Raw genomic sequence first — 15,085 nt, forward strand, 5'->3', positions numbered from 1 at the left:
TGTTCTGTTGAAAGAAATTATGTATTCAAAATCGATCTGGCAAGTTATTATAAGTTTGCAAATGTTCTATATAATTCAAAAGGAGGAACTAACTTGAACGGTATTTCTTTAGTTATTGTCGCTGCACTTGTTTTAACCTTAGCGTATCGTTTCTACGGTGCCTTTATGGCAGCCAAAGTGCTTACCCTTGATCCCAACCGGACCACCCCAGCGGTGCGTCACAATGACGGCCGCGATTATGTACCCACCAACAAATGGGTGACTTTTGGTCACCACTTTGCCGCCATTGCTGGTGCCGGCCCGCTAGTAGGCCCTGTACTAGCCGCCCAGTTCGGCTATTTGCCTGGAACCATTTGGCTGTTAATTGGCGCAGTATTCGCCGGGGCCGTGCACGACATGGTCATTCTATTTGCCTCAGTTCGTCACGATGGCCTATCTGTTGCCGAAATCGCAAAAAAAGAACTCGGCAAAGCATCAGGCCTGGCAACAAGCATTGCCGTACTCTTTATCCTCATTATAACCATGGCCGGTTTGGCAATCGCAGTAGTCAACGCCCTGTATGACAGCCCGTGGGGTACTTTCACAGTAGCTGTTACAATTCCTATCGCGATTTTTGTTGGAATCTATCTCCGTTATCTTCGCCCTGGCCGTATCGGCGAAGCCTCATTCATCGGCGTAACCCTTGTTCTGCTAGGCGTATTTGTCGGCCCGATGGTACAGGAATCCTGGCTGGCCCCTTACTTCACCTTCAACCGTACCCAGTTATCCATTATGCTGGCTGTTTACGGTTTCGTAGCTGCCGCGCTGCCGGTATGGCTGCTCCTTGCTCCTCGCGACTACCTCAGCACCTATATGAAAATCGGTACAATACTAGCTCTGGCTCTTGGCATCCTTATTGTTCAGCCAGAAATTCATATGCCAGCTCTCACGCCATTCATTAATGGTGGCGGTCCTATCATCCCAGGCCCCGTATGGCCCTTCATGTTCATCACAATCGCCTGTGGTGCTATCTCAGGTTTCCATGCCTTAATTAGCACCGGTACCACCCCTAAAATGCTGACAAGCGAAGCAGAGATCAAGGCAGTAGGCTTTGGTGGCATGCTGGTCGAATCCTTTGTTGCCCTCATGGCCCTCATTGCGGCTACCAGCCTGTTCCCGGCAGACTATTTTGCCATCAATACTTCCCCTGCCGTCTTTGCCAAGCTTGGAATGCAGATTAATGAGCTTGATGCACTCTCTCAAATGGTTGGCGAAAATGTCGCCGGTCGTCCGGGCGGAGCCGTATCACTGGCTGTCGGCATGGCTCACATCTTCAGTAAAATTCCTGGTATGCAGGGCCTCCTGTCTTTCTGGTATCACTTTGCAATCATGTTTGAAGCACTGTTTATCCTGACCACCATTGACGCCGGTACTCGCGTTGGCCGCTACCTGCTCCAAGAACTTGGCGGTATGGTCTATAAACCGTTAAAAGATGTACACTGGACTCCTGGTATCGTAATCACAAGTGCCGCCATCTCTTTTGCCTGGGGTTATCTGGTATACGGTGGTTCCATTTCCACCATCTGGCCGCTGTTTGGCGTTGCCAACCAGCTTCTGGCCAGTATGTCTCTGGCCATCGGTACTACTGTACTGTTTAGAATGGGCAAAGGACGCTATACGTGGACAACAATTATCCCAATGTGCTTCCTTGCGATCACTACAGTGGCTGCCGGTTATCTAAACATTACCACCAATTACCTCCCTAAGAGTAACTACCTCTTGGCTGCCGCTAGCGGCATTATGATTGTGCTTGTTGTGTTTGTTATCAGTGATGCTGTACGCACCTGGATAAAAATTGCCAACGGCGAACAAGCTCTGTCCAAACCAGCAAATAGCACCCCAGGTAATTAGTAAAAATTCACACTTGACTATTAATCAAGTTAATGATATATTAATATAGATTATTGGCCATGTGGTTGCAAAACTCTATTTAGAAAAAGTAATTATCCGAGTAGCTCTTTGTTCTAATTAGTAAATTGGTAGTAGTCGATGGTAATCGCGGCTGATTGCGTTCAAAGACGTAATGAATTACCAATTAAAATCTAGAATTAGGAGGAATCGGTTATGAAACAACATATCTTACGGCTAATTAAACGCCTTGCCTTTTTAGGCTATTGCACTTTTGAAATTGAAAGTATTCTCAAAGAGGCTGTTGGTATTGACATTGTCGACGACTTAAGTAGTACTCAAGAAGTTGCACTCGTTCAGCACCTGGAGATGTACGAACAATTAGGGCTAAATTACCTACAAACATATAGCAAATAACGTACCGTTATTAGTGAGAGCATCCAAAAGGATGCTCTCACTTTTTGCTTTTTATAAAACAACTCTTTCGTTTAGCAGTCAGGCCCTATTTTACAACTACTTTCTACTGCTTTTACTTTGTGTTGTTATGCAATGTTTAGTATCATACTTCTATGTTGTCATAAACATCTAACGCAGCTTGTACAGCTCGGCCAGCATATACCTTTGCTCCATGTCTAATGAGCACTGCCTCTAACGCTCCTAACACGTGCAGAATATTTTTCTTACGGCAACTATAGCCCATAGAACCTATCCGCCAAATCTTTCCCTTTAAAGGACCAAACGAGCTGGCAATTTCTATTTGGAAATCCTGCAACAGCCTATGGCGAACCGACTCACCATCTATCCCTGCCGGTATTCTGATCGATGTAACTACAGGTAATTTACAATTGGGGTCACCGTAAATCTCCAGCCCCATAGCCTTAAGCCCTTGCACCAGCGCTTGCTCATGCAATTTATGTCTGGCAAACCTTACCGTCAGCCCTTCCTCTAACACAATACGCAATCCTTCCCGCAGCGCATACAACATCGATGTAGCCTCGGTGTGATGATTTAACCGCGCCGGGCTCCAATAGTCCATGAGCTGGCTAAGATCAAAATAGTTGCTGCGGATCACACGCGTCTGCAGCTTTTGATAGGTACTTGGATCTGCGAGACCTCTTTCAATTTTTTTACGTTCTAATAATATGGCTTCCACTCTGGCATTGAAGGTAATCGGTGCCATACCAGAGGGAACAGATAAACATTTTTGGGTACCACCAATGGCAGCATCAATTTTCCATTCATCCACCTTTACTGCTGTTCCGCCAATTGTGGCAACTGCATCGACTACAAAAAGGATATCCAGTGCCCGGCATGCCGCACCAATCTCTTGTAACGGCTGCATACAACCGGTCGAAGTTTCTCCGTGAACCATTGCCACAATTTTGGGTTTAACTCTTTGCATTTCTTGAATAACCACTTGCGGATTAAACACCTGTCCCCAATCGGTCTCGATATTCACTACATCGGCCCCATAACGCTCGGCTATTTCTGTAAGCAGTTGGCCAAATCGGCCATAAATCGGAATCAACACCCGATCGCCAGGCTCAATAATGCTGCCGAGAACGGCTTCGATACCAGCCCGGGAAGTACCGTCAATCGGAAAGGCCCATTGATTCTCGGTCTGAAACACGGACCTGATCATCGCCATAGTTTCATTCATAATTTCAGTAAACTCTGGATCAAACTGTCCTAAAATGGGAGTGCACATGGCTCTTAACACTCGTGGTTCGGCCTCAACCGGGCCTGGTGTCATCAGGGTACGTACTGAAGTATTCAAGTCTTTATACATGCTATCATATCTCCTTTTTATTTAGTAAAGCCAATAAAGGTATGTAGAAGCAGGACGTGATTTTTTCAGTCACATCCTGCTTCTTTGTCTTATACTTACATTTGCAATACCGTTTTTGCCTGCTCACTAAAGTCCGTATGAATATAGTTACATCACACAAGACTCCATTATTGTTTTTTCAGCAATAGCACCTGCAGGATATCCTGCCACAGGGGGCTGGTCACCTAGTCCAATAGCAGTTCCGGTTTCACCTTGTAATGCCGCACAAATATTATTTAAGGTGGTTATAATAGCTTTCGTGCCGCCATATTTCACGAACTCGACTGCTGCCCTGATTTTAGGTGCCATGCTCCCCTCCGGAAACTGGCCTTCTGCCAAATATTTTTCAGCTTGCCATACCGGTAAAAAATCTAATTGGCTTTCATTCGGCTGACGATAGTTAATGCAGACCTTTTCAACGCCAGTCAGCAGCAGCAGGTAGTCCGCACCAACCATCCTAGCTAAGAGTGACGAAGCCGCATCTTTGTCAATCACGGCCGCTATACCAACCAAACCATTATCCTGTCTGACAACAGGTATTCCGCCGCCTCCGGCAGCGATAACCACATTACCAGATTTAAGTAATGATAGAATTGTATTTTTTTCGACAATATCAACCGGTATCGGTGATGGTACTACCATACGGTAGCCTCTCCCGCTGTCCTCGACAATTTTCCTATCGTATTTCCGGGAAACTTCCTCAGCCTCATCCTTTGAATAGAAAGGTCCAATCGGTTTGGTTGGTTCTTGGAAGGCTTTATCTTGTTTATCTACCAGCACCTGGGTAACAATAGCAGCTACGTCTAAAGATAATCCAGCCTTATCCAGTTCATTACGCAATACCTGTTGGATCAAATACCCTAGCAGCCCTTGAGTCTCTGCGCCACAGGCATCGAGTGTACCCTCGGAAACAATATTGGCAGACAGCTTATGTCTTAGCAAGGTTTGCCCCACCTGCGGCCCATTACCGTGAGTAACGATAACCTGATAACCCTGCTGGATGAGCCCAACTATTTTTGTGCAAACAATTCGGATGTTTTCAATTTGTTCATTGATCGTTCCCTGATCTGTCTCACTAAGAATCGCGTTTCCGCCGATGGCTACAACACAAATACCTTTCTGCATATTGTCCACCTTTACCTCTCATAATTATATCATGCGTTTAATAAGCGGCCCTGACATACCCAGGAACAAAACCAATATCCCTGCAGCGGAGCATACACTGCTACCCAAATGACCGCCAAAGTACAATAACGGAAAAGCAAAGATGATAAATACCGGCAAGAATGCCACTAGCTGTTGCATTTTCCTCACCACCCGAATTGATAAGATATAAAAATAACTACGCCAAATACCGCACAAAGCAGCATTGCTCCTACTAAAAACCTACTGATAACATCGCCTTCCCGGCCCAATATCCCTGCCGCAGTTGTCCCTAACAATACTTTACTGGGAGCAATAATACTACCGATAGCGCCACCCACCGTCTGTGCCGCCAACAGTGGTGCTTTGTCTATCTGTAACATCAGTGCAACTTTCTGTTGAAAGCTGCCAAATAATATATTAGAAGATAAATTGCTACTGGTCATAAATGAGCCCAACAACCCGATAAACGGAGAAAGTATCGGGTAAATTCCGCCTGTCACTGCCGCGACTCCTTGGGCCAGCACGGTAGTCTGACCGGTATCATCCATCACTTTCGACATAGCGATCAAACCAATAACAGCAATGGCTGAAGGTATCGTTTTGTTCAGCGAGTTTTTTATAATACGCTGTACTCCGCCTGCTTGTATATAGCCCCACCGCTTATAGCATGCGTAACCAATGATTGCCGCCAATAGTAGGAAGGCCCCGGAATGAGTCAGCGGCGCAATCGGTGCATAGGCAGGATAGCTGTGTGTTGCATAGCCCAGTAATGTTGTTTTTTCGGCAAAGGATAACGCGAGTTTCCACTGCCCGAGATAACCCTTGATACTGTCATTTAATAGCACAGCAACCGCAACTATAACCAAAAACAAATAAGGAATAAACGCCTGTTGAATACTCATTTTTTGGCCCATTACACTTTCATCAGGCTTTTCTTCGGCTGGATCATGCAGCTCTACCGGGTGGCGATAATAGTCGAGTTTGCCAATCATAAAAATCAAGCCTAACGACAATGATACGACAACAAAGTTACTTAACATTGGATTTAGCAAAGCCAAACCCATTTGTCCAGCCCCTTGCAACAATCCCAGCAGGATTACTGTAACCGCATTACGTCTCATCCCCTTGTAACCACCGGCTAAACCAGCAATCAAAAGTCCTGCAATTAGGTTAACAATACCGAGCATTCCAGTAGACCAAAGAATGGTTCGGGTGAAGGTCAGCGGGTCACTTACATCCACTTGACTAATTAATCCATCCCACGCTAATCCTAAGGTCCCAAAAGTATTACCCCATGCCTGCCCCAGCAAAGTAATCAGCACGGCTGTTAAGGGCTTAACACCCATACCGATTAAGAGCGGTGCTCCTACAACTACCGGGACGCCAAAGCCGGTAATTCCCTGAAGAAAGCCGACAAAAATCCAGCCAACAGCCAGTACTTGAAGTACCTTGTCGGGCGTAAACTGCTGCATCCCGGCGCGAATTACCGCAAATGCGCCTGATTCCCGTGACACTTCATAGATTATTAACGCCGGAAATACTACTAAAATGATAGAGAGTGAGGACCACATTCCCTTGGCAACAGCCAAAGCAATCATATCTGCCCCACCGCCAAAAACCAGATACGCAATCAGGATGGAAGACAAGAGGCCAGCCGAGGCCGCCTCATCACCACCCCATTTACAGCGAAGCAAAAGTATGAGCAACACTAAAATAGGCACCAGGGCAGTAAACCACTGCAAAACATTAATCGACATAATCCACCAACCTAATCTGCCAGTTTTCCGACAAATGCCTCCAACGCTTTCTCAAAGCAGCCATACGGAGCTTTGACTACGCCGGCTCCAATCTGCCCTATCCCAGGCTTCCGATGCGCCATGCCGGTATTAATAACCGGTACAATACCGGTTTCAACCACCTTGCGAATATCAATGCCCAGCGGAACGCCTTCAAAATTCATTGTGGCCAGTAAAAACTGCGTACTCTTTGCATAGGAAATCTCGCCCATTTCCTTGGTATAGCGAACAGCATCTTCTTGCGAACCAGCTCCCACAAACCGAACTACCGCCGGTGATGCCGCCATGGCAATACCGCCAAGACCGATTACTTCAATGATTGCACTATCGCCCATGTCCGGATTGGCATCTTCCGGGCCAAATCCAGGAAAATATAAGCCTTCCGGCATATTGGCTGGTGCAGTAAACCATTCTTCACCAGTTGCTGCGACCTTGACACCAAACTCTGTGCCGTTGCGGCACATGACTGTAACGATCGAACTATCTTTTATGCCTTTAGCCGGATCAGTGATCGATTTACCAGCCGCCATGGCCAAATTGAGGAAAAACTGATCATTGTTACAGATAAATTTGGTAATCTTAGCTTTCTCGTCATTATCCATTGTAAGCTGAGCAATCTGTGGACAGATTTTCCTGGCAAATAAGGAAGAAGCAGCAATATTACGCTGATGCATCTCATCACCCATAGCTACGGCCTGAGCCATAATAACCTTCAGGTTGATTCCGCCGCATAACGCTATGGCTTGATCAAGTGCCGGTCCTAAGCTGTCCCTAAACCAGATCAGTCGCTCAATTACCTCAGGGTCATTGGCGCCGAATCGCATTACTTTACCAAGTCCTTCATTAATAGAGCAATACGCCACATTCCCAAACGTTTCGTTACGAACCTCGAATACCGGCATGTGATAGGTAATCATACCTGTCATTGGCCCGACTGAGCCGTGATGATGGTTGGGTGCCAGTTTTATTTGGCCACTTTTAATCAACTGCACCGCTTTCTCGTCATTTTCAGCCAAGCCCTCAAATTGTACAGCACCTAGAATTGCGCCTTGCATTGGCCCGCACATATCCTCCCACTGGATAGGTGGTCCGGCGTGCAAAATAGTTTCTTTTGTCAGACCCTTCAGAACCGTATGGGCCGGTTTGACACCAGTAAGTATCGGCTGTGCATCGTTATACATTTTGATTACTACTTCGTTGGCTGCATTAATACGCTCTTCATACTTATCCAGCAGCTTAGCTACTGCCTTATTGCCACCGGCCGGCGGACGCCAGGAAACATGCATTGTTGGTACATCTTGCTTGACAAGTGTCTGCGAAAAAAGTTCTAATCCAATATTTACAACGTTTAGTTTTTGATTCAACAAGTTATTTGACATCTCAGCTATTCCTCCGTTCACCGACTATCATTCTTGCCAGTCTAGCCGCTTCGGCATTTGTCGTGGTAACCAACACTCCGGCTTGCAGCAGTTTAGCAACTTGCGCTTCCTTATTTTGCTCATCCTGGCTAGTTCCGCAGACATATGCCACTACCGCCAAAGTATTGCCACAAGCAGCGGCCGCCTGTTTGGCACTTTCGATTACTGGAACTAATTCCCCTGCCGGATCTTCACTGGCACCATAGCCAATTACCACATCAATCAATAATACGGCAGTTTGCTGATCGTTCGCAACATTCATGATATATTCATTGCGCAGCGATCCGTCAATCATCGGATGTGGTTTACCCATGGTAAATTGGTCGTCACCCAGATCAATTGCAGTATGCTGACCTGCTACCACAACATCATTCGTCAACAGTTCCTTGCGTAAAGGAATGTTTGAATATACAGGTCCCAACGTTTCGCTTAATACCAACATTGCTTCATAACACAAAGTCCCGCCGGCATACAAAGCGCGCACGTTTTGCTGTTTGGGAGCCAAATTAGCTTTAGCCTCTTCAGCCCAGTCAATAAGTTTAGCCTCAACGGTTAGCAACTCCGGTTGCTTACCGCAAAGCAGCGCCGTTTTTATCGCCGTTTCTTCTAAAGTAGCAGCAATCGTGACATTAGACGGTGCATTAGCAATAAAACTGCCGAGGAAGCAGAGAACAACCTGTTTACTAGTCCCAGCCAACTTTGTCATAATCTTCTCCACTACCGATTGAGCCGGCGGCTTCGAGATAAGAACAATGGTTTGGGTGCTGTTATCATTAATAAGCAGTTCTATCGCCTGCAGCATAGTAGCTGCGCCGATCGCTTCTTTTAAATCCCGGCCACCTGTGCCAATGGCCTGACTAATTCCTAGTTCCATGGCATCTAATAAGCAAATCACTTCCTGCAAGCCGGTGCCAGAAGCTGAAATCAGGCCGATATCACCTGATTTTACTTTATTTGCAAAACCAATACCCTTACCATTAATGATCGCGGTACCGCAGTCAGGCCCCATAACGAGCAAACCCTTTTCAGCTGCTATTGTTTTTAAGTTTGCTTCGTCTTCCATAGAAACATTGTCACTAAATAAAAATACATTTTTTCCATACTTCAAAGCCCGCTCTGCTTCGATGGCCGCATATTCACCTGGTACAGAAATAAATGCCAAATTCGATTCAGTATCCTCCTGATAAGCCTTTACAGCAGAACGTATGATCAGCTGCTCGGCATTCTTGCCGGTCGCAGCTTTCTTACCCATCTGCTCATCAATTTTGCTTAATACCCACTGCACATCAATATCTGCCAGAGCCCGGAATGCTAGAATTAAATCATTGGGACCGGCTGCCTCTCCCTCTGGCCCTAATAAGTTAGCCTCTTGTAAAATGACCCGATTGGCCGGTGTTCCCATCATAACCGAAACATCATCCAAACCTTCCATCTGCTTTAGCTGTTTGGAAATAAGCATGAGGGTAACCGAATCATAATAGTTATTTTTTCGTACTACATTATAGATTTTCATATGCGACTCCTTTCTCATCGGTGGTTGTACCTGCAGCTAACGCGGTAAAACCGCCGTACACAAAACCTACTAATAAATCGACACCGGAAAAGTGTCCTAGTTGCATTAAATTCCGGGCTTTACTAATCATTTCTTGCTCGACTCCGGCGCCAAATGAACGAATCATTTCACCAAACCGCTGATGATACAAGCCTTTTACACCATACTTGATATACTCAATTGACATAAAGGTGGTTAAGCGAGGAGCGTTCTGCACCAGATGCTGTGCCATTATTTTAGCCGCGTGCTGGCAACGTACTGGCTGTACATGACTGATACCACTGAGAAAGCCCAGCAGAAAATCGTCTCCGGAAGGGGTTGAACCTGGTCCCACACCAAGCAGGCCACATATACCTTCACCAATTAAATACTCCTTATTATCTAGAATACCGGTAACCAACAGCTCGACTTGCCGCGGTATTCTAGCCCCGGTCAAATCTGGGGGTTTCCTTCGCCGACAAAATATTTCGGCATCATACTGGCCGATATAAGCCATAATGCCGCCTCCCTTACCGGCGTCATTACACAACTGCTGCAGTTGTCGCAAGCGCGGCAAACAATCCACAACACCAGTTAAAGGATCATAAGAAGAATGGCAGGAAAATCGCGGACAACTCTGTAACCCTTGTACTGCCAAGGTCTCACCAACGATAATAGCGTCGTCAAGTTGTAGCACCGCTTGCTGCTCTTTTAGGTCAGTATTGAGCCACCCGCCGGCTAAGTCCACCTCTATTCCAAAGGGAATATGATCCATGCCAGAGCGAACCAAAGTAACGATTCCGTCGGCAGTAAGAATATTGATATAGTCACGGTGGATTGATTTTATCTGCCCAACAGTACTTTCCGCTGGCAAAAGGAGATCTTCTGAAATTGCAGCAGCATTAAGCAGGATCATAACTATATCACCTTCCTTGAGTTTCATTATAATGAATTTTCTAATTATACTCATAGTGCATTTGCACCAAAGAAACGAGTATTCGCTAGGCACAATGCACACTAGTCTAATAAACCCTGTTAGTCCTCTTCAACACACATGCATCACGAGGTTCGAGGTATCACTACAAAGCCGGGATAGATTCGCATTATGATTCAACTGGTGGCCTCTTACTTTGTTCCGAACAAAAACTCGTTCTCCATTGTATCAAATCGATTAGCGATTTAGTACAGCGGAGAACGAGTTTTATAAAGGTACTTAAAACTTATAGACTTGATTACATCGACAGGTTTCTTTTTTCTTCAAATATTGTACCTTTTTTGAATGTTGAATCTTTAAATGCATACTTCATTAGAAGAATATAGGAAACACCTGCTACAACAAAACCGATAACCCATGCCAGCTCCACTTTCATAAAGGCGGCACCGGCGCCGATAAGCATTGCAAGAATTGCACATGGATTATATCCGGCAAATGGGCCGTCTTCCTTATACAAATCTGCAACATTTACTTTTTGTTTTCTTAACATGTAATATTCGATTAATAAGATAGAAACTATCGGTCCCAAAAATGCGGAGTATATGAGAATGAACAGTCCAAGACCTTCTGCCGAAGAATCCTGTACAAGCACCCAAGGGCATGCGCCTAGCGCTAGCAGTCCGGATATGGTAACAGCCGTTTTATATTTTAGTTTTGTAATCAAGGTAATAACATAGGTTGGCGGAATAATATTGGCAACCATGTTTACTGCAACTGCACCCATAACAATAAATGCGGAGACAAAGAAGGTAATATAGGCGTTATCTATCACTATTGCAAACGCCTTCACAGGATTAGAGATGCCGGTTGCGGCAGCAAGCATTGCGCCGATGCATAGTACGAAGCCGTAAGCGACTACAATAGGCAGAAAGTATAAGAATCCGCGTTTTGCATCACTAATACCTGATTTTAACTCTCTTGAATAGTCGGCTGCGCTTAAGAAGATGGCTGCATAATTCCCCATAAACATCATGATGAAGGCAAAGAACGGCAAGCCCCACGTGCCTTGTGCATGAATCCATTTCTCAGTAATAACAGCACTATGAGAAGTCAGAAGAATTCCAAATACATAGATAAGCGCTAACATAATAACAGTAGATATAACCGACTCCACCCATTTAATGGCATGGAAGCCGTAGAGAGAAAGGACAATTTGCACCAGCTGAAGCGCTACAAAGCAAGCGAATATGTTATCAAAGCCGCCCCCTGTAATAATCTTCGCAATTTCATTTAAAGCAGTACCGCCAATCCAGCTTTGAAAACCATACCAAATGATGGCGGGAATACCGCGCAAAAGTGATGATACGATGCAGCCTTTCATTCCGAAGGACATTCTAAGCTGTACAACATAGGGTATTCCCGTTCTGTATCCAAGCCTGTCATTTAAAGCAAAAACACCAGAAATGATAGCAATTGCTACGATGGCTGCGACAAATGTCTGAAAGATGTTTAGCGTTGCAATCCCCGCTACAACCAAGCTAGATCCAAGCGTCATATTACCTAAATTAACACCGTCTCCAAGCCACATAAACATATAGTCTATTGGACCTACCGTCCTGCCCGCTTCGGTTTTCGGATTGAGTGACTCATCTACACCCGTATCATGTTGAACATCCATCGCTTTAGGCTCGCTAGTTTCTGCATTTGTATACATCGTAAGACCACACCTTCTCTTTTTTATTATTTTCCGTACTATTGAGAATGCATCGGTTTATTAATTAGGTCTTAAATGTTTGCCAATAGGCTTTGATACAATCTTGCCATCCTTAAAAACAGTTGTTCCCCTGAGAATGGTTTGGGTCACTGTTCCGCGGAAGCTGTTACCAACATAAGGGCTTACTTTGTGCTTATAGAAAAGCGCTTCCGCCTGCAGTGTAAATTGCTTGTTCAAGTCTACCAGGGCAAAGTCCCCATCGTAGCCAACAGCAATTTTTCCCTTCCCTTGAATTCTAAATACCTCGTTAACATTTTGTGAAGTTAATTTTGCAATATCCTCAAGGGGAACCTTTCGATCATGGTGGGCATGAGTAAGCAGGGCCGGTAGCGTTGTTTGGCAAGCCGAGATCCCACCCCAAACCTTTAAAAATTCCCCGTCTTTCAGCTTAGGGTCGCAGGGCGAATGGTCGGAGGAAACGAAGGCTATCTCGCCGTTTAACAGTTTTGCCCACATCTTGGTTTGGTTGTTAGTATCGCGGATCGGCGGCGAACATTTTGCCACTGTTCCCATCTGTTCTACATCATCATCGGTAAGAATCAAATAATGACCAATTGTTTCACAGCAGACGTCAATGCCTCTGCTTCTTGCCTGTGTAACAAGCTCGACCGCCTTGGCTGTGCTGATATGGGCGATAATTAATTTACAGCCTGTCTCCTCGGCAAATGAAATCATGCGCGAGACATTTTCTATTTCCGTAATTGGCGGACGGGCTGCAAAATAATCCCGTACTGTTGTTTTGTTATTGGCAAGCGCAAGCGATGTCAAATCTCTTGTGATTTCCGCATTCTCACAATGCACCATCAGCGGCAATCCCAGCCTTGCTAATTTCTCCATGCCCACAAGAGTTGTATAATCGTCTGCCCGTTCAAATTCGTCAATACCGCTAAAGCACGAGAATGCTTTAAATCCTATTACACCGCATTCTGCAAGTTCGTCAAATTTGTCTAAGTTTTTGGGCGTAAACCCACCCCAAAATCCATAATCCACTAAAGAGTCCTGCTGGGCCACAGCAAGTTTGGCATTAAAGTTTTTGGCGTCAAGCGTACATGGACTGCAATTAAGCGGCATATCAAAATATAGAACGCCACCGCCGGCTGCCAGAGCACTGCTCCCGGTTGTGATTGTTTCCCACTCTGTTCTTCCCGGGTCATTAAAATGCACATGCCCGTCTGTTATTCCCGGAAACACATATTTTCCTGCTGCGTCAATTGTTTCTTTTGCATCGCCGGATATTTCTTCTGCTATTTCTACAATTTTTTCATCACAAACAGCAACATCCGCTTTTTTCACGCCATCTGGACAAACAAGAATCCCGTTTCGAATAATTACTTCATAACGCTTGCTCAAGTCATCCTCTCCTTATTTAATTTTTTTTACGAATTCTCCGAAACCTTGCTGACCAACAAGTCTGCCATCTTCTGCCACAACATGCCCTCTGACTAGTGTGCATACAGGAAGTCCGATGCCCTTTAAACCGACAAATGCTGATATTTGATTAACATAATACAATGACTCAGGCGTAATTTCCCATTCCTGTTCAGGATCCAGGATAACAAGGTCTGCATCAAAGCCTACTTCTATTGTGCCTTTTTTTCCATATATTCCGAAAGTTTTGGCCGGTCCTTCACTTAATGCTCGTGCCAGTATTGTTGGGCTGTAGCCTCTCTTGGCCACACCTTCGCTAAAAACCACCTGCATTGTGTTCTGGATGCCGCTAATTCCGCCCCAGGCGCCAAATATGCCATGAGCTTCTTCGCTTTTTTCGCTGAGTTCACAGGGTGAGTGGTCTGATCCGATACTGCTTAACGTGCCGTCATTTACATATTTCCACATTTCTTCTACTGCAGCAGTATCCCTCAGCGGTGGTGCACATTTGAACAAGCTGCCGTTTTTGATTACATCTTGATCGGAAAATGCAAGGTAATGTCCGCAAGTTTCCGCGGTAACATCGACACCGTCAAGCTGGGCCTCCCTTATAACTTGCGCAACTCGCGGGTGACTTACATGGCAGATATGGACCTTGGCATCAAGCTCCCTTGCAAGACTGATAATGTTTTGCGTTGCAATCAGCTCAGCAATAACTGGTCTTGAGTCAAGGAAATCCTTCCAGTCATTCTTTTCCTTGCGCTTTGCCCTTGCCTCCTCCCATTTGATGATTGAATAATCTTCACAGTGGAATCCGGCACGGGCGCCAACACTTTTCAAAATTTCCAATGCTTCTTTCGTCTGTCCAATCGAAAGAGATACATAATCTGGAGAAACTGGACCGATAAATGATTTGAAGGCAACACAGCCCTTATCGTCAAGTTCCTTCAGTGTACCAATATTGTAATCTACTAGTCCTCCCCAGAAGCAATAGTCCACATAAGCATTAGGAGAAACATGCTCAAGCTTTCTGTCAAAAATGCTGCCATCAGTCAGTGCAGGCTCATTCTGAAGTGGCATGTCAACGATTGTTGTAAAGCCTCCTACTCCTGCAGCTGCTGTCCCATGGGAATAATCCTCTCTCCAGTTGTAGCCCGGATCGTTCAGATGTGCATGGCTGTCAATGGCACCCGGAAAAACATACTTGCCTTTTGCATCAATAACTTGGTCTGCTTCTACAGCAGCACCCGGTTCAACGATTGCTGCTATTTTGCCTTCATTGATACAGATGCTTGCCGCAAAAACTCTGTCTGATGTTACAACCCTACCGTTTTTAATAACCAGATTAAACACTGTAAGACCTCCCCCTTAACAATATCCCAATCTGTCCTTGACAGAGGGTA

12 protein-coding genes are annotated in these 15,085 nt (G+C 45.3%); 2 read left to right on the plus strand and 10 right to left on the minus strand.

Translation table 11 applies throughout. The features are described from left to right. The first annotated feature begins 93 nt into the window (after positions 1 to 93). Both B9A22_RS17285 and B9A22_RS17290 read left to right on the plus strand, forming a co-directional pair. Entirely contained in the window at positions 94 to 1,890 is a 1,797-nt protein-coding gene (locus B9A22_RS17285; RefSeq protein ID WP_084577198.1) for a carbon starvation CstA family protein, read from the plus strand. A gap of 213 nt (positions 1,891 to 2,103) precedes the next feature. Continuing rightward, entirely contained in the window at positions 2,104 to 2,304 is a 201-nt protein-coding gene (locus tag B9A22_RS17290) for a hypothetical protein (protein WP_084577199.1), read from the plus strand. Positions 2,305 to 2,446: 142 nt separating this feature from the next. Here the strand turns inward: B9A22_RS17290 and B9A22_RS17295 are convergent, their stop codons facing one another. The 10 genes from B9A22_RS17295 to allB (B9A22_RS17335) form a co-directional block, all read right to left on the minus strand. After that, on the minus strand, positions 2,447 to 3,676 hold the full coding sequence (locus B9A22_RS17295) for a pyridoxal-phosphate-dependent aminotransferase family protein (RefSeq protein ID WP_084577200.1): 1,230 nt from the start codon (positions 3,674 to 3,676) through the stop codon (positions 2,447 to 2,449). Positions 3,677 to 3,823: 147 nt separating this feature from the next. Then, on the minus strand, positions 3,824 to 4,840 hold the full coding sequence (gene arcC / locus B9A22_RS17300) for a carbamate kinase (RefSeq protein WP_084577201.1): 1,017 nt from the start codon (positions 4,838 to 4,840) through the stop codon (positions 3,824 to 3,826). A 24-nt stretch (positions 4,841 to 4,864) separates the two neighbouring features. Beyond that, a complete protein-coding gene (locus B9A22_RS25545; protein ID WP_176215570.1) occupies positions 4,865 to 5,020 on the minus strand; it encodes a hypothetical protein in 156 nt (51 codons plus the stop codon). 5 nt (positions 5,021 to 5,025) lie between these two features. After that, the gene (locus tag B9A22_RS17305; RefSeq protein WP_084577202.1) at positions 5,026 to 6,618 is read right to left on the minus strand and encodes an L-lactate permease; all 1,593 of its coding nucleotides are present in this window, start codon (positions 6,616 to 6,618) and stop codon (positions 5,026 to 5,028) included. Between the two features lie 11 nt (positions 6,619 to 6,629). After that, entirely contained in the window at positions 6,630 to 8,036 is a 1,407-nt protein-coding gene (locus B9A22_RS17310; protein WP_084577203.1) for a YlbE family protein, read from the minus strand. A gap of 1 nt (position 8,037) precedes the next feature. After that, complete coding sequence (gene fdrA, locus B9A22_RS17315; RefSeq protein WP_176215571.1) at positions 8,038 to 9,588, minus strand: acyl-CoA synthetase FdrA; 1,551 nt, start codon at positions 9,586 to 9,588, stop codon at positions 8,038 to 8,040. Next, positions 9,575 to 10,576, minus strand: coding sequence for an oxamate carbamoyltransferase subunit AllH family protein (locus B9A22_RS17320; RefSeq protein WP_139796293.1), 1,002 nt, complete (start codon positions 10,574 to 10,576; stop codon positions 9,575 to 9,577). The genes fdrA and B9A22_RS17320 overlap by 14 nt, the downstream gene beginning before the upstream one ends. A gap of 262 nt (positions 10,577 to 10,838) precedes the next feature. Beyond that, complete coding sequence (locus tag B9A22_RS17325; protein ID WP_084577205.1) at positions 10,839 to 12,254, minus strand: NCS1 family transporter; 1,416 nt, start codon at positions 12,252 to 12,254, stop codon at positions 10,839 to 10,841. A 60-nt stretch (positions 12,255 to 12,314) separates the two neighbouring features. Further along, positions 12,315 to 13,664 carry an allantoinase AllB gene (gene allB / locus B9A22_RS17330; RefSeq protein WP_084577206.1) on the minus strand — a complete coding sequence of 450 codons (1,350 nt, stop codon included), beginning with the start codon at positions 13,662 to 13,664 and terminating at the stop codon, positions 12,315 to 12,317. Positions 13,665 to 13,676: 12 nt separating this feature from the next. Next, a complete protein-coding gene (gene allB, locus B9A22_RS17335) occupies positions 13,677 to 15,035 on the minus strand; it encodes an allantoinase AllB (RefSeq protein ID WP_084577207.1) in 1,359 nt (452 codons plus the stop codon). Between the last annotated feature and the right edge of the window lie 50 nt (positions 15,036 to 15,085).

The sequence above is a fragment of the Sporomusa malonica genome (assembly GCF_900176355.1).
GTDB lineage: Bacteria > Bacillota > Negativicutes > Sporomusales > Sporomusaceae > Sporomusa > Sporomusa malonica.

Bases quoted from the DNA above. Each gene is read 5' to 3' on its own strand.
- B9A22_RS17290 (WP_084577199.1), top strand. From the start codon at position 2,104: ATGAAACAACATATCTTACGGCTAATTAAACGCCTTGCCTTTTTAGGC.
- B9A22_RS17295 (WP_084577200.1), bottom strand. From the start codon at position 3,676: ATGTATAAAGACTTGAATACTTCAGTACGTACCCTGATGACACCAGGC.
- arcC (WP_084577201.1), bottom strand. From the start codon at position 4,840: ATGCAGAAAGGTATTTGTGTTGTAGCCATCGGCGGAAACGCGATTCTT.
- B9A22_RS25545 (WP_176215570.1), bottom strand. From the start codon at position 5,020: ATGCAACAGCTAGTGGCATTCTTGCCGGTATTTATCATCTTTGCTTTT.
- B9A22_RS17305 (WP_084577202.1), bottom strand. From the start codon at position 6,618: ATGTCGATTAATGTTTTGCAGTGGTTTACTGCCCTGGTGCCTATTTTA.
- B9A22_RS17310 (WP_084577203.1), bottom strand. From the start codon at position 8,036: ATGTCAAATAACTTGTTGAATCAAAAACTAAACGTTGTAAATATTGGA.
- fdrA (WP_176215571.1), bottom strand. From the start codon at position 9,588: ATGAAAATCTATAATGTAGTACGAAAAAATAACTATTATGATTCGGTT.
- B9A22_RS17320 (WP_139796293.1), bottom strand. From the start codon at position 10,576: ATGAGTATAATTAGAAAATTCATTATAATGAAACTCAAGGAAGGTGAT.
- B9A22_RS17325 (WP_084577205.1), bottom strand. From the start codon at position 12,254: ATGTATACAAATGCAGAAACTAGCGAGCCTAAAGCGATGGATGTTCAA.